25 protein-coding genes are annotated in these 25,302 nt (G+C 41.6%); 3 read left to right on the top strand and 22 right to left on the bottom strand.

The window, feature by feature from the left end; all coding sequences use genetic code 11:
* Positions 1-49: 49 nt before the first annotated feature.
* Together FFM57_RS07075 and FFM57_RS07070 are read right to left on the bottom strand one after the other, a co-directional pair.
* Positions 50-463, bottom strand: coding sequence for a hypothetical protein (locus tag FFM57_RS07075; protein ID WP_137599812.1), 414 nt, complete (start codon positions 461-463; stop codon positions 50-52).
* A 142-nt stretch (positions 464-605) separates the two neighbouring features.
* Entirely contained in the window at positions 606-1,022 is a 417-nt protein-coding gene (locus FFM57_RS07070) for a hypothetical protein (RefSeq protein ID WP_137599811.1), read from the bottom strand.
* A gap of 215 nt (positions 1,023-1,237) precedes the next feature.
* Between FFM57_RS07070 and FFM57_RS07065 the strand changes: the two genes are divergently transcribed.
* Positions 1,238-1,900: a helix-turn-helix domain-containing protein gene (locus FFM57_RS07065; RefSeq protein ID WP_246023450.1), complete on the top strand. Its 663-nt coding sequence runs from the start codon at positions 1,238-1,240 to the stop codon at positions 1,898-1,900.
* 363 nt (positions 1,901-2,263) lie between these two features.
* Here the strand turns inward: FFM57_RS07065 and FFM57_RS07060 are convergent, their stop codons facing one another.
* The 5 genes from FFM57_RS07060 to FFM57_RS07040 all read right to left on the bottom strand — a co-directional run bounded on the left by FFM57_RS07060 (position 2,264) and on the right by FFM57_RS07040 (position 7,186).
* Positions 2,264-2,608, bottom strand: a complete 345-nt coding sequence (locus tag FFM57_RS07060; protein ID WP_137599810.1) for a DUF1831 domain-containing protein — start codon at positions 2,606-2,608, stop codon at positions 2,264-2,266.
* A 61-nt stretch (positions 2,609-2,669) separates the two neighbouring features.
* Complete coding sequence (locus FFM57_RS07055) at positions 2,670-3,821, bottom strand: cysteine desulfurase family protein (RefSeq protein WP_137599809.1); 1,152 nt, start codon at positions 3,819-3,821, stop codon at positions 2,670-2,672.
* A gap of 64 nt (positions 3,822-3,885) precedes the next feature.
* A complete protein-coding gene (locus FFM57_RS07050) occupies positions 3,886-4,860 on the bottom strand; it encodes a ribose-phosphate diphosphokinase (protein WP_137599808.1) in 975 nt (324 codons plus the stop codon).
* A 43-nt stretch (positions 4,861-4,903) separates the two neighbouring features.
* Complete coding sequence (locus tag FFM57_RS07045) at positions 4,904-5,830, bottom strand: hypothetical protein (RefSeq protein ID WP_137599807.1); 927 nt, start codon at positions 5,828-5,830, stop codon at positions 4,904-4,906.
* A gap of 18 nt (positions 5,831-5,848) precedes the next feature.
* The gene (locus tag FFM57_RS07040) at positions 5,849-7,186 is read right to left on the bottom strand and encodes a CoA-disulfide reductase (RefSeq protein WP_137599806.1); all 1,338 of its coding nucleotides are present in this window, start codon (positions 7,184-7,186) and stop codon (positions 5,849-5,851) included.
* A 134-nt stretch (positions 7,187-7,320) separates the two neighbouring features.
* Between FFM57_RS07040 and FFM57_RS07035 the strand changes: the two genes are divergently transcribed.
* Positions 7,321-7,887, top strand: a complete 567-nt coding sequence (locus FFM57_RS07035; RefSeq protein WP_137599805.1) for a guanylate kinase — start codon at positions 7,321-7,323, stop codon at positions 7,885-7,887.
* 57 nt (positions 7,888-7,944) lie between these two features.
* Here FFM57_RS07035 and FFM57_RS07030 read toward each other — a convergent pair whose 3' ends face one another.
* From FFM57_RS07030 to FFM57_RS07010, 5 genes are all read right to left on the bottom strand, one after another.
* Positions 7,945-8,793: an aldo/keto reductase gene (locus tag FFM57_RS07030; RefSeq protein WP_137599804.1), complete on the bottom strand. Its 849-nt coding sequence runs from the start codon at positions 8,791-8,793 to the stop codon at positions 7,945-7,947.
* A gap of 125 nt (positions 8,794-8,918) precedes the next feature.
* Positions 8,919-9,575, bottom strand: coding sequence for an MIP/aquaporin family protein (locus FFM57_RS07025; RefSeq protein ID WP_137599803.1), 657 nt, complete (start codon positions 9,573-9,575; stop codon positions 8,919-8,921).
* A 151-nt stretch (positions 9,576-9,726) separates the two neighbouring features.
* Complete coding sequence (locus tag FFM57_RS07020; protein WP_137599802.1) at positions 9,727-11,451, bottom strand: septation ring formation regulator EzrA; 1,725 nt, start codon at positions 11,449-11,451, stop codon at positions 9,727-9,729.
* A 147-nt stretch (positions 11,452-11,598) separates the two neighbouring features.
* Complete coding sequence (locus FFM57_RS07015; protein ID WP_137599801.1) at positions 11,599-12,453, bottom strand: Cof-type HAD-IIB family hydrolase; 855 nt, start codon at positions 12,451-12,453, stop codon at positions 11,599-11,601.
* A gap of 80 nt (positions 12,454-12,533) precedes the next feature.
* Positions 12,534-13,355 carry a DUF72 domain-containing protein gene (locus FFM57_RS07010; RefSeq protein WP_137599800.1) on the bottom strand — a complete coding sequence of 274 codons (822 nt, stop codon included), beginning with the start codon at positions 13,353-13,355 and terminating at the stop codon, positions 12,534-12,536.
* Between the two features lie 80 nt (positions 13,356-13,435).
* Between FFM57_RS07010 and FFM57_RS07005 the strand changes: the two genes are divergently transcribed.
* Positions 13,436-14,401, top strand: a complete 966-nt coding sequence (locus tag FFM57_RS07005) for an asparaginase (protein WP_137599799.1) — start codon at positions 13,436-13,438, stop codon at positions 14,399-14,401.
* 48 nt (positions 14,402-14,449) lie between these two features.
* Here FFM57_RS07005 and FFM57_RS07000 read toward each other — a convergent pair whose 3' ends face one another.
* The 10 genes from FFM57_RS07000 to FFM57_RS06955 form a co-directional block, all read right to left on the bottom strand.
* The gene (locus FFM57_RS07000; protein WP_137599798.1) at positions 14,450-15,193 is read right to left on the bottom strand and encodes an acyl-[acyl-carrier-protein] thioesterase; all 744 of its coding nucleotides are present in this window, start codon (positions 15,191-15,193) and stop codon (positions 14,450-14,452) included.
* Positions 15,193-15,972 carry a tyrosine-protein phosphatase gene (locus FFM57_RS06995; protein WP_137599797.1) on the bottom strand — a complete coding sequence of 260 codons (780 nt, stop codon included), beginning with the start codon at positions 15,970-15,972 and terminating at the stop codon, positions 15,193-15,195. Before FFM57_RS06995 ends, FFM57_RS07000 begins: the two co-directional genes overlap by 1 nt.
* A gap of 143 nt (positions 15,973-16,115) precedes the next feature.
* Complete coding sequence (gene glyS / locus FFM57_RS06990) at positions 16,116-18,185, bottom strand: glycine--tRNA ligase subunit beta (protein WP_137599796.1); 2,070 nt, start codon at positions 18,183-18,185, stop codon at positions 16,116-16,118.
* Positions 18,178-19,089 carry a glycine--tRNA ligase subunit alpha gene (gene glyQ / locus FFM57_RS06985; RefSeq protein ID WP_137599795.1) on the bottom strand — a complete coding sequence of 304 codons (912 nt, stop codon included), beginning with the start codon at positions 19,087-19,089 and terminating at the stop codon, positions 18,178-18,180. Before glyQ ends, glyS begins: the two co-directional genes overlap by 8 nt.
* Positions 19,090-19,349: 260 nt before the next feature.
* Positions 19,350-20,111 carry a DNA repair protein RecO gene (recO, locus tag FFM57_RS06980; protein WP_137599794.1) on the bottom strand — a complete coding sequence of 254 codons (762 nt, stop codon included), beginning with the start codon at positions 20,109-20,111 and terminating at the stop codon, positions 19,350-19,352.
* 96 nt (positions 20,112-20,207) lie between these two features.
* The gene (era, locus tag FFM57_RS06975) at positions 20,208-21,107 is read right to left on the bottom strand and encodes a GTPase Era (RefSeq protein ID WP_137599793.1); all 900 of its coding nucleotides are present in this window, start codon (positions 21,105-21,107) and stop codon (positions 20,208-20,210) included.
* Between the two features lie 11 nt (positions 21,108-21,118).
* Positions 21,119-21,523 (bottom strand): diacylglycerol kinase family protein, encoded by a 405-nt coding sequence (locus FFM57_RS06970; protein ID WP_137599792.1) that lies wholly within the window; start codon positions 21,521-21,523, stop codon positions 21,119-21,121.
* Positions 21,507-21,983: an rRNA maturation RNase YbeY gene (ybeY, locus tag FFM57_RS06965; protein WP_137599791.1), complete on the bottom strand. Its 477-nt coding sequence runs from the start codon at positions 21,981-21,983 to the stop codon at positions 21,507-21,509. Before ybeY ends, FFM57_RS06970 begins: the two co-directional genes overlap by 17 nt.
* Positions 21,983-24,124: an HD family phosphohydrolase gene (locus FFM57_RS06960; RefSeq protein WP_137599824.1), complete on the bottom strand. Its 2,142-nt coding sequence runs from the start codon at positions 24,122-24,124 to the stop codon at positions 21,983-21,985. The genes ybeY and FFM57_RS06960 overlap by 1 nt, the downstream gene beginning before the upstream one ends.
* Positions 24,125-24,160: 36 nt before the next feature.
* Positions 24,161-25,117, bottom strand: a complete 957-nt coding sequence (locus FFM57_RS06955) for a PhoH family protein (RefSeq protein ID WP_137599790.1) — start codon at positions 25,115-25,117, stop codon at positions 24,161-24,163.
* Positions 25,118-25,302 lie beyond the last annotated feature (185 nt).

Raw genomic sequence — 25,302 nt, 5'->3', positions numbered from 1 at the left:
TATGTATTCAGCCCTCTGTTTTAAACCACACAAAGAGCAAATTTCTTTATTAATCTGGATTATCCGGACTCCACTTAAAACTGATAGAGTCTGTTCCTATTTGAGTAATATCCGAACTTATCTCAGGAACATATGCATATCCATTAGAAGCAGTAGTATCCACATCCACAGTTATTCCCGGATCTAGATTTCTAGCCCACGAAGAACGAGATACACCATCACTATTTACAACACGACCGTCCATACCGCTCCAACTAGAGCGAGCAATTGAATGGAAGCTCGCTTGGGCGTCGTCTGTTACTTTATTTTTACTTTGAGTATCCCAATTGCCAACCGTACTACTATTTACCCCTTTAACATCAAAGGTAAGCGACTCTGACCAAGAGCCACCTGCGCTGACCATTGAAGCTGCTCCTAGAGTCAAAAGACATGTTCCAATTCCAATTATGGCTTTTTTATTCATAATTTCATCTCCTAATTATATTATTCTAAAAAGAAAGCCGGATACTAGTTCAAAAACCCAATTTTAGGCATTTAAAATCTATCTTCTCGTAATTATCTTGACCATGCTATCCTCCTTTCAGGCCCTCAATTACGTTAAGCTCTCAATCAACAGTGAATGTATATACACCTTCATTACTACTACTTGGCGCCTTTCCTTTAATAGTGTAGGTTCCACTATCCCATGGAATCGGCCCTAAAGTAACAGAACTCCCCGGAGACAATGTTTTGATACTTCCCAGTTGCTCGCCGCTTTCATTTACCACCATGATATAAACTGTTGCTTTGTTAGATGCATCGCTTATAATAACGGGAGAGTCCGTAAAAATATTATTCGATGATGTGATATTATTATAAGCATCTGAAACTAGATTAGCTGTCCCGTGCCAACTAACTAAAATTTCATTACTACTTTTAAAACTCTCGTCTTGAACTTCATTGGCGGAAACTTTTGAAATGGCAAATGACATTGAGAAAAGTAACGATACGCAAAAAGCACTGCTAATAAAAAATTTTTTCATGATGATTCCTCCTAAAGTTTTTTTGTTCACCAAAAAAGTACCAAAATTTATCAACATTTACTATCTTTTTTGCTAAAATAGCCTTGCCACAAATCGTGGCAAGGCTATTTGACGGCGATTCTTCCAAATGATGGAAAGAAATTGTATAATGTGTGAAACGCGCGCTAGCTTAGTAACGCGGATTGCTCTTTAATAAAGATGTGGGAGGTGGCAAGATGGTGGCGATTGGTGAACGGATTAAAACATTTCGCAAAGAAAAAAATTTAACGCAAGCAGACTTAGCGGCACAATTAAATGTTTCCCGCTCGTCGGTCTCTAATTGGGAAATTGGGAGGAACTATCCTGATCTTGATTTAATTTTGACCTTAAGCGATATTCTTGACGTCTCTTTAGATCAACTACTTAGGGAGGATCCAGTTATGGTGGAAGAAGTGAGTCACGAACAAAAAAAGAACGTCAGTCGCAAGCGTTGGTTACGGATTTTAATTCCGTTAGTCCTTATTTTAAGTTTATTTTCTGTCGCCTCAGGGTATGGTATTTACACGAATACCCATTATTTAGATGGCCTGATTGCTAAAGAACAACATTTTGTAGCAGTCGTGAAAGATGGTGAAAAAGATGCCCTGCTGCAAGATACTCAGGGAAAAACAGCAGTCGTCACCTTTACTGGATTCCATTTCAAGAAAGAAATCGTTAGTGATGTTAGTAACCCACAGACCGTGACCCTTAAAATTTTTCAACAGGACATACAAAAAGAAATAGCAACTGTCACGCTGCAGCCAGGACAGGCGACAACTATAACTAAGCTTGAACGCCATGTGAAATACCGCGTCGAAATTTGGGCTGAACCTGGGACTTACAATCTTAGTTTTAACTAAAGAAAACGCAAAAACGACAACGTCCTTTTATGTTGAGAGGACGTTGTCGTTTTTATTTTACTTACTTTTCAGTTTCCAGAAGAATAGCTGAAACTTGCTGCACAACTTTTTCGGCTATTCCTTGGGACAAGCCGATATAGTTTTTTTGCAGAATTTTCACTGCCTCAGTAGGGGAAAGATTTTCCATTACTAGTAAACGTCTAGCTTCGGTGGATTAGTCTTTTTTAGCAAAGAAGATATCGGTTTTTAATTTCTTTATTTCTGCTTGTTGATGAGATACTGTACCTAAAGCAACCATCAATAGTCCAAAAAATACCCAAGTCATCTTCCCAGCCTTCTTTCTTCTACAAGTAAAAAAACTATTTATGCCACTTCTTCAAATAAGCCGCGATCAATCATGCCGGCAAGTAAGAAGTAAAATTTATCTTGCAACATTTTGTGTTGGTCGTCTTTAAACAAGTTCACCGCTTTTAAACCATTGGCTGTGGTGATGGACATTTTCAAAGTTTGGATAGCTTCATCCACGGTAATTTTTAATTTAAAACCTTCTCGACTTTGGGGTGTTGCTTGTAAAGGTAAAATTAATTGGAAGTTACCACCGTTCGTCACGGTAAAGCCGTTATCGCGTAACGTGTAACGTTTGGCACTAGGATTTAAGCGATACATTTTAGGACAACCAAGAACTGTTGCTGATTTTTGAAAGGACATTTCCTTCACCTCGTCATTTTATTTGCTACTTCCTATTATAGCGAACTTTAGGGAAAAGTGGCTAGTCTTTTTTTTGCAGTCGGCTGACTTCGGCAATTAAACGTTGGCTAAACTGTTCCACTTCTTCTAAGGTATTTTCATAGCCGAAAGATACTCGCAAACTTTCTTTTAAAATGGGGCTCTCTTCACCATACATCGCCGCCAGCACGTGGGAAGGTTCGATGTTCCCTGCTGTACAGGCCGAACCAGAAGACACCGCCATGCCGGCTAAGTCTAACCGCGTTAACAAGATGTCGTGGTTCACGCGGGGCAAGCGGAGATTTAGCACGTGGGGCAATTTATTTTCTAGATTGCCATTTAAAGAAAACTCGATGTCGCTAGCTTTTAGTTGGGCGATTAAAGTGTCAGCTAATTTTTGCAGATAAACTTTCCGCCGCGCTTTTTCGGCGGGGGTAAGCAGGGTAATGGCCTTAGCCATCCCTAAGATGCCTGGGAGATTTTCTGTCCCGGCGCGCCGTTTTTCTTCCTGCTCGCCACCTTTTAAGAAGCTAGGGAAGTTGACGCCGTCTTTTTTGTATAAAAAGCCCACACCTTTGGGGCCGTTAAATTTATGGGCGGAGACACTTAAAAGATCGATACCTAAAGCTGTGACATCAATGGGTAAAGCGCCATACGCTTGCACCGCATCCACATGAAAAGTCGCCGGATGTGCCTTTAAGATGGCGCCAATTTCTGCAATAGGTAAAATATTTCCCGTTTCATTGTTGGCAAACATCACGGAAACAAGAATCGTCTCCGGTCGTAAGGCGGCCTGCAAATCAGCTAAAGCAATCATCCCCGTTTGATCTACAGGTAAATAAGTAATATCAAAACCAAGGCTAGCTAAATACTTCATGGGTTCTAGGACGGCGGGATGTTCAATGGCGGTGGTAATAATGTGCATTCCTTCAGCTTTTCTAGCTAGCGCCGTTTGGATGATTGCCGTATTATCCCCTTCTGTTCCGCCTGAATTAAAAATAATTTCGTGGGGTTTAGCGTTTAAAGATGACGCAACAATTTGCCGCGCTGCTGTTAACTGTTGGTGCGCGCGCCGTCCGAATTGATGAATGCTAGAGGGATTACCAAAACTTTCCGTCAGGGCTTGGGTCATTACTGCTACCACTTCTGGATGCATCGGCGTCGTTGCTGCGTGATCGAAATAAATTGCTGCCATAACATGTTCACCTTTTCTGATGGGGAAAGGAGTTGCAGCTTTTTTTGCCACAACTCCTTCTCGTTTATTTTTTATCTTGATGGCTCTTGCTTAATTTAAATAAAGGACTCATTGGGGTATTGGTATGAATCCGTCGAATCGCTTCGGCCATTAAAGCGCTACAGGAAAGTTCCACTAACTTGTCCTTTAACTCTGGTGCGTCAACTAAAACCGAATCCGTCACACACAACTCTTTAATAGGACTTTCGGCGATGCGTTCTTTGGCACCTTTAGAGAAAATAGCATGGGAAGCACAAGCGTAAATTTCTTTGGCCCCCGCTTCAGCTAAAATTTGTGAGCCGCGGCTAAAGGTTACACCAGTATTGCAGATATCATCAATCATGATACAAATTTTATCTTGGACTTCACCGATAATGTAACCAAAGCTTGCGCCGGTTTCATCTTTAGCGTAGTCAATGATGGCAATCGGTACATCTAAATCGTTAGCTAAGGAGCGAGAACGACTGATGCCGCTGTTTTTAGGCGCCACCACCACGAGATTTTCGAGGTCTAAGTTTTTATCTAAATAATATTGGGAGAACAAAGGTACCGTGAATAAATTATCGACGGGAATATCAAAGAATCCTTGGACTTGCACCGTGTGTAAATCTAAGGTTAGCACACGACTAGCGCCAGCTTTGACTAGCATGTTGGCGACAAGTTTAGCCGTAATGGGCTCCCGCGGCTTAGTCGTGCGATCTTGGCGGGCATAACCGTAATACGGCATCACCACGTTGATGGTTTTGGCACTGGCCCGTTTTAAAGCATCAATCATAATTAAAAGTTCCAGCCAGCGGTCATTTACCGGGTCGTTGGTCGCTTGGATAACAAAGACATGGAAGCCGCGCACTGTTTCTTCAATGTTAATGGCGATTTCACCATCACTAAATTGTTTGACAGTACACTTTCCTAGTGGTTGATCAAGTTCTGCCGCGATTTTTTCGGCTAAAGGGCGATTGGCATTTAAACTAAAAATTTTCATTGGTTCTTCGGGTATCATGAGCTTCCTCCATTTCCTTACTCTCGTACGATAACATATTTTCTCAAGGATTGATACGCTTTTTTACACTTACTAAGCCATTTCCCCAAGTTGCGGCGATGATTTTACGGTAATCTCCCCAGTTATCATGAATCTGATAAAAAGTCTGACCAAATGCTTCACTATAAGCATAGCACACTACCCAGTGATTGCCATAAGTCGCGCCAAAATATTTTAAGACGCCTAAGATAAAGGGCTCTTCTTGTTGCAACAAACGTTTAGCGGCCACTTTGGCTCCCAAACTTTGAAAATGAATTTTAACAGGAATACGGTAATGATGAAAGAAGCGGCGCCAACCTAGGGCAATTTGTGCGGGAATCGTGGGCAAGTCAATCGGTTGTAGCCAATGAATTAAACTTTGGGATAACTTCTCACTTTCGTTACTCTTGATTTCTCTTAAGGAAGAAGGAATCGTCAATTGCCCCTGATCTTGTAAATAACAAAACAAGACACAACTAGCATAAGAACCACACAAAAAACCTTTAGGCGTTACAAGATGACGATAAGGAAAAAATTCCCGCGCCTGAATACCGATAAATTCTAAATCTGGTGGTGTTGGGGGTGTCTTCTTGAGTAAATTTCCCCCGACTTCCAGCATTCCTTGGAGTTGCTCTTTGATTTGGAAAGTTTGCAATTGTACGGGAGTTAAGATAATTTTTGTGCCACTGGCGATTTGGTAAAAGTCGTCATGACGCTTGGCTAAATAATTTTCTGGTCCTAAATAGTAGGGTTCGTCAACATTTTCAAAAGGATTTTTTGCACCGATTTCTAAAATACGTTCACCACAACTAATTCCGTAACCTAAAGTAAACACCCACAACGTATAGGTTCCCCCATTCAGGGGTCGCGTTAATTCAAAGCTGCCTAAAAAGGGAGCTAACTGTAACATTTTTTCCGTCATGGAAACTCGTTTTACTAAAACTTGCTCCAAAGCGCTCCCCTCCCTTTTTTATTTTGCAACGTTACCGGCAATATTTAAGGCATCCCACGTGCGAGCAAAAGGCGGTGCATAGACAACGTCTAGGAAGCCTAATTCTTCAGTGGTCATTCCCTTAGTGATGGCGACAGCTAAGACATCAATCCGTAAGACGGCGCCTTTTTTCCCGGCAATTTGTCCGCCTAAAATTCGTTTAGTAGTCGCTTCATAGACTAATTTAATAAATAAGTCTTGTTGGTCGGGATAATAACTCGTTTGGTTTTTATCTTTAATCAGCACTTCTTTAGCGTTAAAACCTGCCGCTTGCGCTTCTTTTAAATTTAAACCGGTGCGGGCTGCTTCCATCGTCAACACTTTCAAGCCAGAAGTGCCTAACGTACCCGCAAAACTAGCTTCTTGGCCAGCTAAGTTTTCGCCGACGATGCGGCCCATTTTATTAGCCACCGTTGCTAAAGGAGAATACACCGCTTCACCAGTAACCAAATGGGGAATGGTAGCACAGTCCCCCGCCGCATAAATAGCTGGCAGATTCGTTTGACCTTGATGATTAATGATAATGGCGCCATTTTTTGCTAAGTTTAAGCCCGTATCTTTTAAAAAGGCCGTATTGGGGCGCACGCCGGTAGAAACGATTACTAAGTCGGTGGCTAATTCCCCTTTATTGGTAACGACAGTGGTAATTTTTTTCTCACCAATAAAGCCTTGAACACTTTCACTCAAATGTAAAGCTACGCCCTCTTTGACGATTTCGTCTTGAATGATTGTACTAAATTCTGGATCAAAAATTTCCGGCATCACTCGCTCGTCCAGTTGCACGACGGTCACTTCTTTACCGCGATTTTTCATGGCTTCCACTAATTCTAAACCGATGAAGCCAGCGCCAATAATCGTCACCTTTTTCACGTCAGGTTGTAAGAGATATTTTTTAATATTTTCACCGTCAGTCATGGTGCGCAAGAAAAATAAATTTTCTTTGCCTTCGTGATTGTTAAAAGGCGGCATTACCGGATGTGCACCTGTGGCAATCATTAAACGATCATACGTTTCAGTAAAGACGGCACCCGTCACCAAGTTTTTAACAGTTAATTTTTTTTCATTGGGGTTAACACTGAGCACTTCATGTTGCGTATTGACTTTAACGCCTTTTTTCTCAAAATCTTCTTTGCGCCGTGCCAACATTTCTGCTGGGTCGTCAAAAAAGCCCCCCACATAATAAGGCAATCCACAGGCGCCAAAGCTAACTAAATTACTTTTTTCATAGACGATAAAGGTGGCCTCTGGTAATAGGCGTTGCGCCTTGGCTACCGCCGACATTCCGGCAGCAATGCCACCAATGACAATAATTTTCATGGAACTCCTCCTTGAACTTAACTGCCTCAAGTGTAGCGAAAATATTTTTTCTTGTAAATGATTTGAATTGAAAACCTACAGCAAAGAACAAGAGAATGATACAATAAAGAAGAATTTAGCAAAGGAGTTATCTTATGGAGACTTTACAACATCCGTTAATTTGTTTCATGGGAGCCAGTGCTTCCGGCAAGACCTCTATTTCCGAAGCTTTACTAGGCAAAAAACGCAAAGTCATCACCACCACCACTCGGCTGAAAAGACCGCAAGAAAAAAATGGTGAAGATTATTATTTTATCAGTCGGGAAAAATTTTTAGCGTTAAAAGCGCAAGAAGAATTTTTTGAAGACGACTGTTACGTGGGGCAATATTACGGCACGCAAAAAATTGAAGTGCGTCGGAAGACACAACAACAAGCTGGCTTTGCTGTCATCACGGTGCCGGGCTACTATCACTTAGCAGAGCAGCTCCAACCCTTGCTGCCGATTTATTTAAAAATCGACGAAAAAACATTAGTAGCGCGGCTTAAAAAACGCCGCTTGTCCCCAGCAGAAACGGCTAAGCGCATCGCCCAATTTCAACAAGAAATGGCGGAACTCAGCCAACTCCAAGCCCAAGTGCCACAACTCATTGTCGTAGACAATACCCAAAGTCCAGAACAAACGCTTTATCAATTACGGGAAAAATTAGCCTTTTATTTATAAAGAAATAACGAAAAAGCCAGCCGCCTGAAAATTTCAGGACAACTGGCTTTTTATGACTTAAAAATTAGTTGTATCGGGATTCTTTTGTTTGCCAACAACACCATCAAGGGCGTTAATCAGGGCCATGTCTTCCGGTGCTAATTCAAAATCAAAAATTTCGCTATTTTCTTGAATCCGACTTGGGGTCACGGATTTTGGTAGTGGCAAGAAGCCGTGTTGTAAAGACCAACGCAACGCAATTTGGGCAATGGATTTATTGTACTTTTCAGCTAAAGCTTGCATCTCAGGTACGTTGAAGATGCGACCCGTTCCTAGGGGTGAATAAGCTTCTAAAATAATATTGTGTTCTTGGCAGTAAGCAGCAAGTGTGGCTTGTTCTTCCCCCGGTGCTAAGAAAACTTGGTTGACGGCCGGCATTACTTTAGCAGTTTTCGCCAACTCTTCCAAGTGGTGAATCATAAAGTTGGAGACTCCTAACGCTTTGATTTTACCCGCCGCGTAAAGTTCTTCCATAGCGGCCCACGTTTCCGCGTTGGCTTTTTGCCAGTTGTCACGATACATAACCGGATTAGGCCAATGGATTAAAAATAAATCTACATAGTCAGTTTGTAATTTTTTCAAAGATTCAGCAAAAGAAGACTGCACTAGTTCTTTAGTATGGTTGCTGTTCCATAATTTAGTGGTTAAGAAAATTTCTGCGCGGGGAATGCCGGACTTCCGTAAGCCCTCGCCAATACTCTCCTCATTGTGATAGCCTTGTGCCGTATCAATATGACGATACCCCACCTCTAGTGCTTTTAAAACAGATTCTTCTGCCACTTGACCATCCGGCGTTTGCCACGTACCAAAGCCTACTTGCGGAATTTTTACGCCGTTGTTTAAAGTATACGTGCTAGTTAAACTCATGAATGTTGCCTCCTTAAATTTATGTTCGTCTTAATTTTCCCAAACTCTCTTGGTAAATGCAATGAAAAGCGCCTCTTCAAAAGAAAAAAGATACAGGCTCACGCCTATATCTTTTAAACATGTCCTTAAGCTTCCTCTTCACTGCCCATGAATTTACCGCATAAAGCAGCTAAGATACCACCGACAACGGGACCAACGATATACACCCAGTAATGACTAAGAGCGCTACCGCCAGCAAAAATTGCTGGACCAAAACTCCGCGCTGGGTTTAAAGAGCCGCCAGTTAAGTTTAAAGCCACGATGATTAAGAAACTTAGCACTAAACCAATGGCTAAAGGTGCCATTTGGCTGTTGCCATACTTCTTGCTGGTAACCATCAAAATTACCAGGATAAAAAGGAAAGTAATAATCACTTCCACCAATACAGCAATGCCAGCAGAGATTTCAGGGAAATCCGTCTGTCCAAAGCCATCTGTTGGCAAGCCTAACGCATTAATAAAAATAGCTAAAACCGCGGAGGCTAAGGTTGCTCCAATAAATTGTGTGATAATGTAAAAGATGCCATCTTGAACTTTTGTCCGGCCGTTAATCATCATGGCAATCGTTACTGCGGGATTAAATTGACCCCCAGAAATTCCGCCGACACTGTAGGCCATAATCGTAATGGCTAACCCGAAGGATAACCCAATGGCTAACGTATCACCTTTGGCAATTACCACCGTTCCTGTTCCTAAGAAAACTAACATAAAGGTTCCTAGTAGCTCTGCGAGATATTTTCTCATCTTGTCTTTCACCTCCCTTATTCAAAGCTATCTTTATTATACAAGTCTTTTTTTAGGTTGGCTAAGGATTCGGCTTTTCTCTTTACTCCAATTTTTAGCAAAAATAAAAATCCTCAAGAAAATTCTCGAGGATTTTAAGATCGTTAACAGTTTAAGATAAGTTGTCACGATGGTCATAATAGAAAGCTTCGATACGTTTGAAAGCACCGGGCTCTGCTTTTTCCAAAGCTGTGCCAATTTCATCTAAAGCTTCTTGGTAAAGGTACTCTTGACTGAATAAATGTAACGCTGTATCAATCGCTGATTTAATTGCTGGATTCGTATGGCGATAACGGTTAGCGTATTGCATCATTTGTTCCGTTAAAGCAGCAGCATCTACTAAGTCGTGAGTCCGTTGATCTAACTCGGTTAAATCTTCTTCACATAACCCAACGATACGATTCACATCATCCATATTAATACGGATGCGATTTAATTCTTTACTCAAGTCTTCCACATGATCCGTTACCACAAAGAAGAATTCTAAGTAATCCCCAGGCAGCCCCGGCAAGCGTTGTTTTTCCACGTAACGTTTTAAGTTCCGCAATTTAAATTCAAAGCCGTCAATTTTTTCTTGGGCAACTTTTTCCCCTTGACGCAATTCTTGTAACTCTTTATCGATTTCAACTTGTTGGCTCTCTAAGTCTTCCAACACATCGTAAGTATTTTTGTAGAAACTTTCCACTTCAGAAAAAGCAACGGTGTGCTCTTTTAGCTTAGGTTCCATCTCTTGATTTTGACGCGTGATTTCTTCAATTTGACTTTGGAAACCGCGGGCGCGTCCTAGTTCATTTTTTGTTAAGGCGTAACTTTGAGAAATGTGATCCAATTCAATTAATAATTGACGATTATTCTTTTCCGTGTGGGCAATGTAATCGGCGATAGTATCTTTTTGACCGTCAACGTAGTTTTTAGAATTCATTTCCCGTTCCATGATACTGTACAGGTTATCAATTTCTTCTTCTAGCTCGCTGTTACCACGTTCCACGCTATCCATTTCAATTTTGGTTAAATCCCCAAGATTGTTTTGAATTTTACCACTGACATTTTTAATTTGTTTTTCTAAATCGGCTTCAGGGAAAACATAATGTTCTGTGGTTAACTTCTTGTACGTTTCTTTTAGCTCTTTAGCTTGGTCGGGGTAGGTCTTGTCCAAGTTTGTGTAAGCGACGGGAATCCGTTTCATTAAGTCTTGCATTTCAAAGGTCTTTTGTTCAGCGCCTTCTAAAACGTCTCGCGCTTCAATTGGATCACCAGATGTATTTAAAGTAACAAAGGTGGTAAATTCCGTTTCGATATTCTTTAATTGTTTTTTCAATTCTGGTAAAGCTGGACCGAATTTCTTGCCGTCATCTTTAACGTCTTTTTTCAACTCATCGTAAACGTCTAAAGCATGTTGGACAGCTAAGGAATTCCGTTCTTCACTTTCCCGTAGTTCTTTCAAACCTTTGCGAATTTCTTCAACGGCAGCTTCCATGGCATCCACTGTTCCATTGGCTTCTTCAATAGCGCTTTTTACTTTAAATAAGCGGAACGTCTCATTTAGGTTTTCAGCTTCAAAAATTTGACTTTCAAAATTAGCAAATTCGGTGGTAGAAAGTTCTTGCCAACGTTGATTCCATTCTCTAAAGGTATTTTGGCTTTGCCCCACGAGGTGCATTTTTTTGATGTCGTCAATTTCTTCCAGCACAGGTAAATCAAAAAGATTAATTTTCCGTTCCTCTAAGGCATCTAACTTGTCTTGATTATTCTTCTTCAAGAAGTATCCCAAAACATAAATCAGCGCCGCTACGATAATAATGACCACGAATACTAGAATGATTACATTGCTTTTCATCTTTGTTCCCCCGTTAATTGACTATTCCACTAGCATAATTTTTATATAATAAAGGCTTATTTTAAATAATACGTCTCCAATAGACATCTAAATGGAATTATAGCATACCCTGAAGAATCTATCACTAATTCTTTTGGAAAAGTTTTCTTAAATTTCGTACGCTGGCAAGATTAATTGATAGTGCTGTAAGGCTTGGTAAATCCCGTCGTGGTTATTGCTGGTGGTGACGTAATCGGCCTTCTTTTGCACCTCTTGGGGCGCATTTCCCATCGCCACGCCCACTCCTGCGGCTTGTAGCATCTCTAAGTCGTTCCATGAGTCCCCAAAAACCATCACTTCACTCATTTTAATACCTAAAGGTTCAATGACTTTTTCAATGCCTGAAAGCTTAGAGCCTCCTTGGGGAATAATATCCACCGTCAATTTATTGGAACGGGTGAAATGACAATTAGGAAAAAGTGCTTTTAAACGAGCCAATTCCCCCATGGGACTCAGCATTACGCACTGATAGATGGGCATATTCAAAAGGGCTGCATGATTAAGACGCGTAGGAGAAACAAAACGTTTAATCAAAGAGACAACTTTTTTAAAAGAGTACACTGGAAACCACTTAGGCAATAAGCGAAAAAGTTTTTGCGCAGTGCGGGTCTGACTCAAGCGCATTAAACGACTACCAAAAATTTTATAGCGCGTCCCAAAGAGCATTTGCCGCTGATTATTTTCCGCAAACTCCATCAGTTGATGTAAAGTCTCTAAGTCAAATGCTTGGGCATGCCAGGTGCGCTTAGGAGAATAGACTAACTGCCCGTTGTAAGTCACAAAAATATCTAAATTCACTTTGTCGATGCGTTCTTGCAAACGATACGGTCCGCGGCCTGTCGCTACGCCAACTAAAACCCCTTGAGCGTGGAGGGAAGCCAAAGCATTTTTAGTGGACTTGGCGGCGTGTCCTTTACTATTTAGCAACGTACCGTCAATATCAAAAAAGACTGCTTTTATCATCCACTATCCCTCCTTCAACGCTACTTCGTTCCTTAATTATACCTTATTTCTCAACGCTACGCTGAGTTGAGGAAGACTTTTTAAAATAAATCTAGTTGATTAGGATGCAAGTCTACCGGTGGCAAGTCTAAAAGAGACGCAAAACTTTTGGCGTTCAGTGCTGCGTGGTGTCCAGCATTATTATTGAAAATAATATAGACATTTTTAAATGCTACTGCTTTTTTTAGGATTTTTGCTTGAAGTTCTTGTAGTTCTTCTGGTGGATATTGATAGAGAGTGCGGTATTCTTTTTTGCCTGATACCCATCCGGCTAAGTTTCGGCCATGGCAACGCACTAATAGCGTCTCACTAGTAGGATAAATAAAAAATGGTACGGGCAGCGTCCCCCGTTGCGGTTCATCCACAGCCACTAAACTGAGCTTTAAACGTTGAAACAAGCCTAGCGTTTTTTTCAAAGCCTCTCGTTGAAACCATGAGCCGTGACGAAATTCCACCGCGAGGGGCCAATCTGGTAAGTAGTGGCGAATTTTTTGTAAATAAGCACCGTGCTCGTTACTGAAATCAAAACTTTGAGAAAACTGAAACAAGACTATCCCCAGTTTACCAGCCTCCCGTAACGGTTGATAGCTTTGGGCAAAAGCGGTAAACATTGCACTTTCACTTTCATAGTGACGTTGCCAACTCTCTTGCAGCGTCATGCCAGCATAGGCTTTGGGAATAAATTGAAAACTCGGCGGTACTTGTTGGACCCATTTGTCTACTTGAACTGGAGCTGGAATCACATGATAACCTAAATCTAATTCGATTAAGTTAAAAGAGCGCGCATAATCATAAAGAGTACTTTTGTTAGTAAGTTGTATGTCTGGGTGATCTTTAAAACTCGACAAGCCGACTTTAAACATTTTTTACCTCCTTTGCGGAATTTCTCTCTTAAATTTAGTATAATAACCTTTAGAGCCAATCGATTGATGGGAGGAACACGATGAAAATTTTAATCTTACATACAGGGGGCACCATTGCCATGCACAACACCGAACATGGCGTCGCTCCTGATACCACAAATCCTTTAAGCCACTTAGCCCTTCCGGTGGCTCCAGATACTGAGCTAGTCACAGAAGAAATGTTTAACTTACCATCCCCGCATATTACTTTAAAAGAAATGTTAGCTTTGAGTTTACGCATTCGCACTGCAGCCCAAACTGGTTTCAATGGTGTCGTGATTACCCATGGCACCGATACACTAGAAGAAACGGCGTACTTTTTACAAGAGACTATCGGCAATTTAATTCCCGTAGCTTTAACTGGGGCGATGCGCTCCAGTAATGAGCTAGGCAGCGACGGCTTATATAACTTATTAAGCGCCATCCGCGTTGCTAATTCCACAGCTGCTCTTGGTCGCGGCGTAGTGGTGGTCATGAATGATGAAATTCACGCAGCCCAATTTGTCACTAAAACCCATACTACCAATGTGGCTACCTTTCGCTCCCCGACTTTTGGTCCAGTGGGCGTCTTGACTAAGCATAGCGTGCGTTTTTTCCAAAGTCCAGCGCAACAAACTTGTATCCCCATTACTAGCGTTGCCGGACGCGTACCGATTATTAAAGCTTATGCCGGTATGACGGACTCTTTCTTTAAACTCTTTGAACCACAAAAATTAGACGGCTTAGTGATTGAAGCTTTAGGTGCGGGGAATCTGCCACCTAAAGCGATTCCTGGCTTACACCGTTTTATTGAAGCGCAAGTTCCGGTGGTTTTAGTTTCTCGCTGTTTCAACGGCATCGCTGAACCCGTTTACTCTTATGAAGGCGGCGGCGTAGAACTAGCAGAGATGGGCATAATTTTTACCCAAGGGATTAACGCTCAAAAAGCACGTCTCAAATTAATTATCGGCTTGAATAGTCCGTTTGCAAAAGACACCCAAGCCCTAACTAGTTTTTTAAAAGAATAGCGTAACGTGAAGGGAGTGGACCGCTGATTAGTGGCCCACTCCCTTTTTTTATTTCGTTGCGCTTTCCCGCCAAGTAATCTGTGCTTCGGCAAAACGGGTGGTGGCATTTTCAATGGTGTGGTAACTAGTAGTCTGATTTTGCGTAACCGCCACCACACTATCAATCGTTTCGCCATAACTCACTTCTTTATCAAAACGGACGTGAACGTTAGTGGGAAGATGGGTGGCTAGAAACTCCTTGCCTAAGGGGTCCAACAGCCACGTGAAGTATTTCGCGTTATTGACGTGCCGATTGCTATCAAGATCAAAGTAACGCACCCGATAAGGAATCCGCTCACTGGCAACATCAGCTGGTACTTCAAACTTCGTGCCTCGTTTAATTTTATTTTCTTTAACCCCGCCAAAAGGTCGAATAATTTCTTCCGTCACGGATTTCATTTTCCGCGTCTTTAAGTCCATCAAAACAAACGTAGCGTGAATCGTTACCAGCGTGTTACCTGCGGCATCTTTGATCCAAAAGTCGCGGTAACAAAAAAATTTATTCCAACTGGTGGCTTGCGTCGTGAAAGTAACTTGTTCTAAGAGGTGCGGCAAACGAGTGATTTCTAGTTGGTACTCGGTAATGACCCACCCTAGATTCAGAGGCGCTAAGAAGCTAGCATCCCGCTTTAAGGCTGTACTTTGTCCTTCAGAAGCGAGAATTGCCACGGCTGCTAAACGTTCCAAGGTCATTTGTCCTTGATAGTCCGTATCATAATAAACCACTTGATAGTCTAAGGTAAAACTAGCCATTACGCTTCCTCCAAATACTCGGCTTGTAATTGCGCTAAATCACTAGGGGCTAAGTGCAAGCCATTTTTCAAAAAGTTAGCCGTATCGCCGAAATTTTCGTGAATCGCCGTGATGGCCGATGTTAAATATTCTTTGCGTGCCACCATCAAGGCTTCAATATTGGTGAGTAAAATTTCCGGTGCGCCCTGTTCTTTAGCACTAGCTAACATCTTTTGTACCGCTTGAGCCGAGGCATCATTGGTCTTTAAATAATCTTGCCAAATAATTTCTGATGGAACTTCTAAAGCATTTAAAAAGAGATAAGCACCAAAGCCAGTGCGGTCTTTCCCCGCCGTACAGTGGAATAACAGCCCACCTTTTTGCGTCAATAACTGTTGGAAAAATTTTTGGTAAGCTCTTTGAGCATCTGGCGTGACGACAAAATCTTGATAGGATTTTTTCATCCGTGCATCGCCACTTTCCCCCGCTAAAATTTTTTCAAACAGTGCCGTTGGGGAAATCGTACTTTGGGTTTCGTCTTCTTTAAAGACTGGTAAATGTAAATATTCCGCTTGGGGAATAATTTTGTCTGGTTGTTGCAAACGTTCCTCAGTCGTGCGAAAGTCGATAACCTGTTGCACACCATAATTTTGCAAAAAAGTAACATCGGCGGTGGTCAACTGATCTAAAGCTGCTGAGCGGATAATCCGTTGGGCTTTAATCTTTTTTCCCTTTAACGTCGGATACCCTCCTAGTTCGCGAAAATTGTAACCCCCGTGAATGGGCAATAATTGTTCCATCTGAAAACCTCCTTCGTTGGGTTTAGTATACACGGAAAAAAATCTCCCAACAAGCAGTAAAGGACTGTCTCGCTATTACGGCACAGTCCTTCACATATTTTCATATTTTTTTGCCGCTACCACATAAACGCCGCAAAAAATTTTTACTTCACATTCAATAAATCAAAGCTAGCTAAGACAAAAGCGAGGTCCGCAATTTGTTTTAATTGACTTAAACGATTATTGCGTACTTTTTCATCTGGGGCCATCACCATCGTTTCATTGAAATATTCTTCAATGAATGGTGCTAAAGAGACTAAGCTTTGGTAGTTTTCTTCCAAAGTTTGCTTTTTGAACTGTGCTTTAATTTTTTCTACTTGTTGATACAAAGCTTTTTCGCTGGCATTTTCAAAGAGCGCTGGATCAATCACATTTTGTTTTTCTTGCGCTTTTTTCCCCAAGTTAATGACCCGCGTTAAAGCCTCCACGGATGGTTTGAAGTTTTCATCTTGCAAATGATTTTTCAAAACACTAGCCGCTTGCATCATTAAGCTTAAGTCCCCTTGACTCCCGCCAATGATAGCTTCAATGACGTCGTGACGTACATCGTGAGCAGCAAATAATTGACGCAGACGTCCTTTGACGAAACTAATTAACTCAATTTGATTTTCGCTAAAGTGTAAGCCAAAGCGTTCCAGATTCGTATTGAAAATTTCCACCGCATCTAGTACTAAGTTTTCTAGTGGGAAGTGCCAGTTTTCTTTTTCTAAAATCCGCAAGATACCGTATGCTTGGCGCCGTAACGCATAAGGATCGTTAGAACCACTTGGATTAAGCCCGACATTGAAGAAGGCTAGCAAGCTATCGGTTTTATCGGCTAAGGCTAAAACTGCGCCCACTTTAGTGGCTGGCAAAGCTCCTTCTGCGGAAATTGGCATATAGTGTTCGCGAATTGCGGTAGCTACCGCTGGTGTTTCTCCTTGTAATAAAGCATATTTTTCCCCCATGATTCCTTGGAGCTCTGGAAATTCCCCCACCATGTTGGTAACTAAATCAAATTTATAAATGCTGGCAGCTCGGGCTAAGTCTTTTAACTCTGTCGCACTTAAACCAACTTTTGTCCCAAAGATTTCCCCTAAGACCGCCACTCGTTGCATTTTTTCATACATGGAACCAATTTTTTCATGGAAGGTCACGGCTTTTAATTTTTCCACACATTCGGCAATGGTTAAACGTTGATCTTCTTGATAAAAGAATTCGGCATCCTCTAAACGGGCTGTTAAAACTTTTTCGTTTCCTTTGACGACGTTCTCAATTTTCACCCGATTCCCGTTACGCACGGAAATAAAATGAGGTAATAAGTTGCAATGTTGATCCCGCACTTCAAAGTAGCGTTGGTGTTCCTTCATGGAAGTCACCAGCACTTCTTCTGGCACTTGCAAATATTTCTCAGCAAAGTTCCCCACAAAAACTGTCGGATATTCTACTAAGTTATTCACTTCTTCTAAAAGATCGGCGTCAAGATCAATGGCCCAATCATTTTCTTCGGCGAACTCTTGAATTTGTTCCACAATCATTTCTTCTCGTTTGCTAGGTTCCACCACGACAAATTGTTCTAATAATTTTGCTTCGTATTCATAAGGGGCGTTAATGGTGGTTTCTTCCCCTAAGAAACGATGACCGCGCGTCGTCTTGCCGGCCACAACATCTAAAATTTGTAACGGTAAGACTTCTTCGTCGAATAAAGCAATCAACCAATGAATCGGGCGGATATAAGCAAAGTCATAGTTGGCCCAGTGCATCGTAATGGGGAAAGTCAAGGAAGTAATCACTTGCGTTAAACCTAGCAAAACGTCTTTGGTCTGCTGGCCGACATTGCGTTTGGTGACGTAAAGATATTCCACACCTTTTAATTCTTTAAAGTAGATGTCTTCAGGCGTTAATCCTTGACCTTTGACAAAACCTAAAGCCGCTTTACTCCAATTGCCCTCAGCATCTTGGGCAATTTTTTTAGCTGGACCTTTGACTTCTTCTTCCGTATCAGCTTTTTTTTCCGGTAAGCCATTAATGCGGATGGCTAAGCGGCGCGGCGTAGCAAAACTTTCTAAAGAAGTATAGGTTAATTGATGTTCTTGTAAAAATTTTTCAGTTTTGGCTGCTAATTGTTGCAAGCTAGGGGTTACCACGTGGGCGGGCATTTCCTCTAAACCAATTTCTAATAGAAAATTACTCATGAGCCAACAGCTCCTTTCTCGTTGCTTCGTCTAATAATGGGAAACCTAATTTTTTCCGTTCTGCCACAAAAATTTTAGCGACATCTTTGGCCATATTACGAATCCGAGCTAAGTAACCAGCTCGCTCGGTAACAGAAACAGCTCCTCTAGCATCTAATAAGTTAAAGTTGTGGGAACATTTTAAAATATAATCATAGGCTGGATGCACAAGATTTTCGGCAATACAACGTTTGGCTTCTTTTTCAAACTCATCAAAGTTCCGTAATAATAAATCTTGGTTGGAGTATTCAAAAGAATATTTAGAATGCTCGTATTCTGGTTGTTGGAAAATTTCGCCGTATTTGACGCCATCTGCCCATTCTAAATCATAGACACTTTGGACTTCTTGAATGTAAGAAGCAAGACGTTCTAAGCCATACGTAATTTCTGAAGTCACTGGTTTACAAGGTAGACCGCCGACTTGTTGGAAGTAAGTGAACTGGGTAATTTCCATCCCGTCTAACCAAACTTCCCAACCTAAACCGGCACACCCCATGGAAGGATTTTCCCAGTTATCTTCTACAAAACGAATGTCGTGTTCTAAAGGATCAATCCCTAAAAGTTGTAAGCTTTCTAAATATAATTCTTGCACGTTACTAGGTGAAGGTTTCATTACCACTTGGAATTGATGGTGTTGATACAAACGGTTGGGATTTTCACCGTAACGACCGTCAGCCGGCCGACGGGATGGTTCAACATAGGCTGCATTCCACGGCTCTGGGCCAATCGCCCGTAAAAAAGTATACGGACTCATGGTGCCGGCTCCTTTTTCAGTGTCGTAAGCTTGCATCAGCATACAACCTTTAGCTGACCAAAACTTTTGTAAGGTCAAAATCATTTCTTGTACAGTTAATTTCTTTGTCATAAGAAACTCCTTTCTTTTTTACGCAAAATAAAAACGCCCCTAGTCTTAACGACATAGGGACGTAGATTACGCGGTTCCACCCTACTTCCGAAAAAATTTTTTCGGCAGCTTTCAAAAGTGTGCTGAAAGTGCCCTTCCCACAAAGTTTCAGGTGAAGCTTGCACTATCCTTCACTCGCTAAACTGTTTCTTTGGGTACTCCTCTTTGTCAAAGCACGATTTAATTATCCTTACTATAAATTCATCTAGCTCTTTTGTCAATCAATCTTGCATCAGTTGCTGCCATTTTTTCATTTCGGCAATGAAATGTTTACTTTTTAAATGGACGCCAACATACTCATCGTAAATTTCGTCAAGGACCGCCCGCAATTGCTCTTTAGTGGCTGGTGATACGCTAATTTTGCCGATGCGTTGTGGTGGCAGTTGATTAAAGACTTGCAGTAAGTAACAAACTTTAGGGTCGGTATGTAGTCGGCGCTCGTCTTCACTAAAATGTCGCCGGCACAATAAGCCGTGAAATTTTTCAGAAAAATCAAAAGGTCCTTTCGTGTTGCCACAGAGGGCACACTTATCTAGTTCCAGACTCACCCCAAAGCGCCCCAGCACTTGGACTTCAAAAATATTCGTCAGCACTTCCGGGTCGTTTCCCAAGTCCATTTGCGCTAAAATAATTTGGCAAAAACGAAAGAGGAAAGGATCCGCCTTTTTGTCTTCAATCGCCGCATCAGCTAGGCCTAAAACATACGTGGCGTAAGCATTGGCAAAAATATCTTGTTGTAAGTGGGCATAAGGCTGAATATCTTTGGCTGCGTTTAAAAAGCTCAAGCCTTCGCTTTTTATTTCGCCACTGTAAACGGCGGCCGTCATGGGTAAGATACTCGCTCCCAAAGGATTATTTTTGCGGTGAGCATTTTTGACGTAAAAGACGAGCTTGCCATATTTTTCCGTAAAAATTTTGACTAGCTTATCTTTTTCTTTATGATCCCGACTGTATAAAATAATACCTTTACTTTCACCAAACATCGGCGCCACTCCTTTCGTCCTTATTTCCTGACACTTTATTAACAAGCGGCGACAGAATAAAAAGGATTGCTGTCCTTTTTATCCGTCCCCGCCTGCTTAATATTCATCTTTTTTATAGCCGTAGTCATTCAGATAAACTTTTTTATCCCGCCAATCTTTTTGTACTTTAACCCAAAGCTCTAAGAAAACTTTATCGCCTAGTAAATGTTCAATATCTTGGCGGGCTTTAGTACCGATGATTTTCAGCATCTTACCACCTTTACCGATGATGATGCCTTTTTGACTATCCCGCTCCACAATAATGGTGGCTTGCACGTGGACTTTATCGTTTTCATTGCGCTTCATGGAGTCCACCACCACTGCTACGGAATGGGGAACTTCATCCCGCGTTAAAAGTAAAACTTTTTCGCGAATTAATTCTGATACAACAAAATATTCTGGGTGATCCGTCAACTGATCTTCCGGATAAAATTGTGGGCCTTCTGGCATTTGTGTCACTAAAAGCTCCATCAAGTGCTCAAAGTTATTCCCCATGGTGGCCGATAAAGGCACCACTTCTTTAAAGTCCATTTGGCTCGCGTAATCTTCAATCAAAGGCAATAAACGGTCGGGATGTACTTTATCAATTTTATTCACCACCAGATACACTGGGACGTCAGCGTTTTGCAGGCGAGAAATAATTAAATTATCCCCCGGACCCCGTCTTTGGTCTGCGGCCACCATAAATAAAATCGCATCCACTTCATTTAAAGCACTAAAGGCACTTTCCACCATGAAGTCCCCTAATTGATTTTTTGGTTTATGAATCCCTGGGGTATCAATAAAAACTAATTGCGCATCTTCCGTCGTATAAATTCCCTGAATTTTATTACGGGTCGTTTGGGCTTTATCGCTCATAATGGCGATTTTTTCTCCCACAATGCGGTTTAAAAGTGTAGATTTCCCTACATTAGGGCGACCCACAATGGCTACAAAGCCAGAATGAAATGCTGTCATAATTTCTCCTTTTATTTTCCTAAGCTTTGCCACCACTGAAAAAGGTGGGGCAAAAAGATCGTAGCGCCGACAATCACTGCCAAGGCGGCCATTAATAAGACGGCGGCGGCCGCCATATCTTTGACTTTTTTTGCCAAAGGTTGAAAGTGATAATCCGTCACTAGATCCACTAAATTTTCAAAAGCGGTGTTGATAATTTCTAGTACGATGACTAAAAAGATGACTAGTAAAAGCCAGCGCCATTCCGCCAAGGGGATTTGAAAAAGCAAACCACCCAAAATCGCCAACCCACCAAAAACTAAATGAGTGCGCATATTTCTTTCTTCTTTAAACGCGCTCTTTAACCCACTGAAGGCAAACTCTACAGAGGACATGAAATTGCGGTTTTTCCCAACTTTTTTATCTCTTGAGTCCATAGGCGTCCAAGATTTCTTTTTGCAAGCCGAACATTTCCGCTTCGTCTTCTTTTGTCATGTGATCGTAACCGTTAATGTGTAAAAAACCGTGGAGGGCTAAGAAACCTAATTCTCGTTCAAAGGAGTGGCCATACTCTACTGCTTGAGCCTGCGTCCGATCTAGAGAAATCATAATATCCCCTAAATTGCGCGGCATCATTGGTTCATCGTCGTCAAAAATAATCGGCAACTCGTCTTCGCCTTCTTCTTCCAAGGCAAAACTAATGACATCAGTGGGGCGATCAATATGGCGATATTCGCGATTAATAACGTGAATCGCGGCATCATCCATATAGGTTACAGACATTTCGGTATCAGCTGGTAATTTTAAATAGCCCGCCGCGTAGTCTAGTAAGTCTGTCACCGCCGCCATTTGTTCAGGGGTTAAAGTTTTTGTTTCGTCTTCCATCGTAATATCCATTACGCTTTTTCCTCCTCAGTCTTTTTTAAGGTTGGATATTGAATACGAGAGTGGAAGGTGGAGCCTAGTCCACTAATAATGGATTTTTCCACTTTCACTAAATCTTTTAGGGTAATATCACATTCGTTAAACTGACCATCAGCAATCCGTCCTTGAATTAAATCGTGGACAAATTTTTGAATTTTTTCGGGCGTTGGTTGTCCCATTGCCCGCACGGCTGCTTCACAACTGTCAGCAATGTTCACCACAGCCGCTTCTCGCGTTTGTGGTTTTGGTCCAGGATAACGAAATTCTGCTTCGGTAATTTTCGGATTGCGTTCTTTAGCTTTCACATAAAAGAAAGTCATTAAAGTAGTGCCGTGATGCTGCCAACAAATATCCACGATAAATTGCGGCATATGATACTCTTCTAAAATTTTAACTCCTTCAGTCACGTGGCTAAAAATAATTTGCTTACTGTCCTCTGGTAATAAATAGTTATGAGGATTTTCGGCGCCATTAGGTAAATTTTCCACAAAAAAGTTAGGATGCTTAATTTTACCGATGTCGTGATAGTAACAGGCGACACGCGTCAATAAAGCGCGCCCACCGATTTCCGCTACGGCATTAGCTGAAAGATTGGCCACCATCATGGAGTGGTGATAGGTTCCAGGCGCCGTCTCTAAGAGTTCTTTTAATAAAGGATGATTAGGATTACTTAGTTCATTTAAAACCAAATCAGAATCATCCGTTAAAATTAATTCCAAGTATGGATGCAACCCTACCGATAGCAAGTAGGAAAAGCCACTGCCTAAAAGACCACAGGCTACCGTTAATAAGGTGTTGGTTTCCGTGAAGCTTAAACCTTGGTAAATCACCATCACCACATTAAAGATAAAGGGAAAAAGAATAATCCAGACAAACGCGCGGCCGGCTTGATTGGCTAAACGTTTCCGTTGCACCATGGTAGCCATAATCCCGTTGAATAAATAAATAGCGGCTAGCACTTGTAAGAAGGTGGTCCCCACGGAATCAAAGTATAAGAAGTAAGCAATTAAAACTTGCATCACTGCCCCTAAAATTCCCAACCGACGATTACAGAAAATCGTTAAAATTAGTGGTGCAAAAGCTACCGGGAAAATTTGCGGCAAGAAGCTAGTTTGTTCGTTATAGAAAAGTTGGAATAACTTCATGACGGCTACAGAAGCAATCATGACAAGCGCAAATAAGCTAATTAGCCGCAACTTCTCTGAAAAACTACGATCGATAATCAAGTATGCTAGTAAGACACTTTGAAAAGCAATCAGCACAGCTAAAGCCAATAAAGGAAAAATGGAAGTACTCTGCTTGGTCATCCCTAGTAGCTCTAACTTTTCCATTGCTTTACTGTCGATTTGATTACCTTCGCGGACGATAATTTCCCCTTGATAAATCATCACGGGGGTTACCGTATCACGGGCGGCTGCTTTTTGTTCTTCGGTCTTCTTTTCGTTGTAAAATTCGTTGACGATAATCCCTTGGTTAATCAAATAGCGGACACTTTGTTGCAAATCACTGGATAAGTCAGTCAACTGGACGTCATACAAAGCACTTTGCTTCGTTTCACTTAAATTCGTTTGCCGAATTTTTTCTTCCATGTACTTTTCAATAATTGTCGTAGCTTCATCCCGCACCCGATGGATGTCATCTGTGCTAAAGCCAAATATTTCCGTATAAAAAACGCTAGGTAAACCTTGATAAAAAGCTAAAGCATTTTCGTTAACACTTTCGAATTTTCCTTTTAATGCGGCTACTTTTGCTTCCACTAAGCTATTGGCATCCGTGGTGGTAGCGCTGCTTGTTTGTTTGGCAAAATCACTGTTTACTTCATCCACTAGCTGAAAGAGTTTTTCCACGTAGCCGACTTGCGTATCTTTGTAGTCTGGTTGGTACGTGTACTCTGAAACTACGGCCTCTTCTGCTAGCTGGCGTTTATTTTCTGTTTCTGCTGTATTTTCAATTGTTTTATTCGCCCGAATGGTTTCTTCAGCCGGTTGTCCTTCCTGTAAGTGGAGTTGTTTTTGGCGCACATTACTAAAGGTCAATAAAAACAAGATGATGCTGAAAAAACTAAGCATTAAGGCCAGCGTTACCTTAGGCTTTTTTTGAATAAAAGTATTCATTGTTTCTTTCACGAGCTAAACCTCCTGCTGTTAACCTTAGGACTTCTTCTCATTTTCATATGCCGCGATAATTTGTGCCACAACCGGATGACGAACCACGTCAGCCGCATCAAAGGTCACAAAACGAATTTTCGGAATATCTTTTAAAACTTTTTGGGCATGGACTAAGCCACTTAAAGTCCCTTTAGGTAAATCAATTTGCGAAATGTCACCGTTAATCACCATCTTAGAATTAAAACCAAGACGAGTTAAAAACATTTTCATTTGCATCGTAGTGGTGTTCTGCGCTTCATCTAAAATGACGAAAGCTTCGTCTAATGTTCGACCGCGCATATAAGCTAAAGGCGCAATCTCAATAACCCCTCGCTCCATTAAACGATTGGTGTGTTCTGTCCCAAAAATCTGATAGAGGGCATCATAAATAGGGCGTAAGTATGGATCGACTTTTTCTTTTAAGTCCCCCGGCAAAAAGCCCAGATTTTCCCCAGCTTCTACCGCTGGCCGCGTGACGATAATTTTTTGAACTTCACCTTTTTTTAACGCAGCAATTGCCAAAGCCACCGCTAAAAAAGTTTTCCCGGTACCGGCAGGACCAATGCCAAAGGTGACATCGCCTTTTTCAATAGCTTCCATATAGCGGCGTTGCCCTAAATTTTTAGGGCGAATACTCTTGCCTTTACTATCCTTAATAATTTCTTGGTCATAAAGATTAGTGAAGTCAGCTAGTTTCCCCGCTTTAGCCATCTTCAAGGCCGCTACTACATCTGGCGTAGAAATTTTAATTCCCCGCACGAAAAGTTGCTGTAAGGCCCGCAAGACTTGCGCAGCTAATAGGCCATCATCCCCGGTCACTTCAACAACTTCGCCGCGGACAAATAAGGTAGCCTTGGTATTATCTTCAATAAATTTTAAATGTTTATCATGAGTGCCCAGAATTGCGCTTGCTTCATCAAGGCTACTAAAAGTAATTTTCTCTAGGGAGCTTGCTGTCAAAAACCGTCCATCTCCTTTAATATCACTGGATTTCCCTTACATCATACCATAACTGGACACCTAAAAAAAGCTATAGAAAAAGTCACGAGAAGTAGCTTCTCGTGACTTTGGGTCTATGATATCTGGTGTTGTTACACAGAAATGTGTAGGAACACCAATATTTTTTTACACAAAAAGACATCTGG

Source organism: Enterococcus nangangensis, assembly GCF_005405245.1.
In the GTDB taxonomy this organism is placed as follows: domain Bacteria; phylum Bacillota; class Bacilli; order Lactobacillales; family Enterococcaceae; genus Enterococcus_J; species Enterococcus_J nangangensis.
This window is presented reverse-complemented; position numbering and strand designations above follow the sequence as displayed.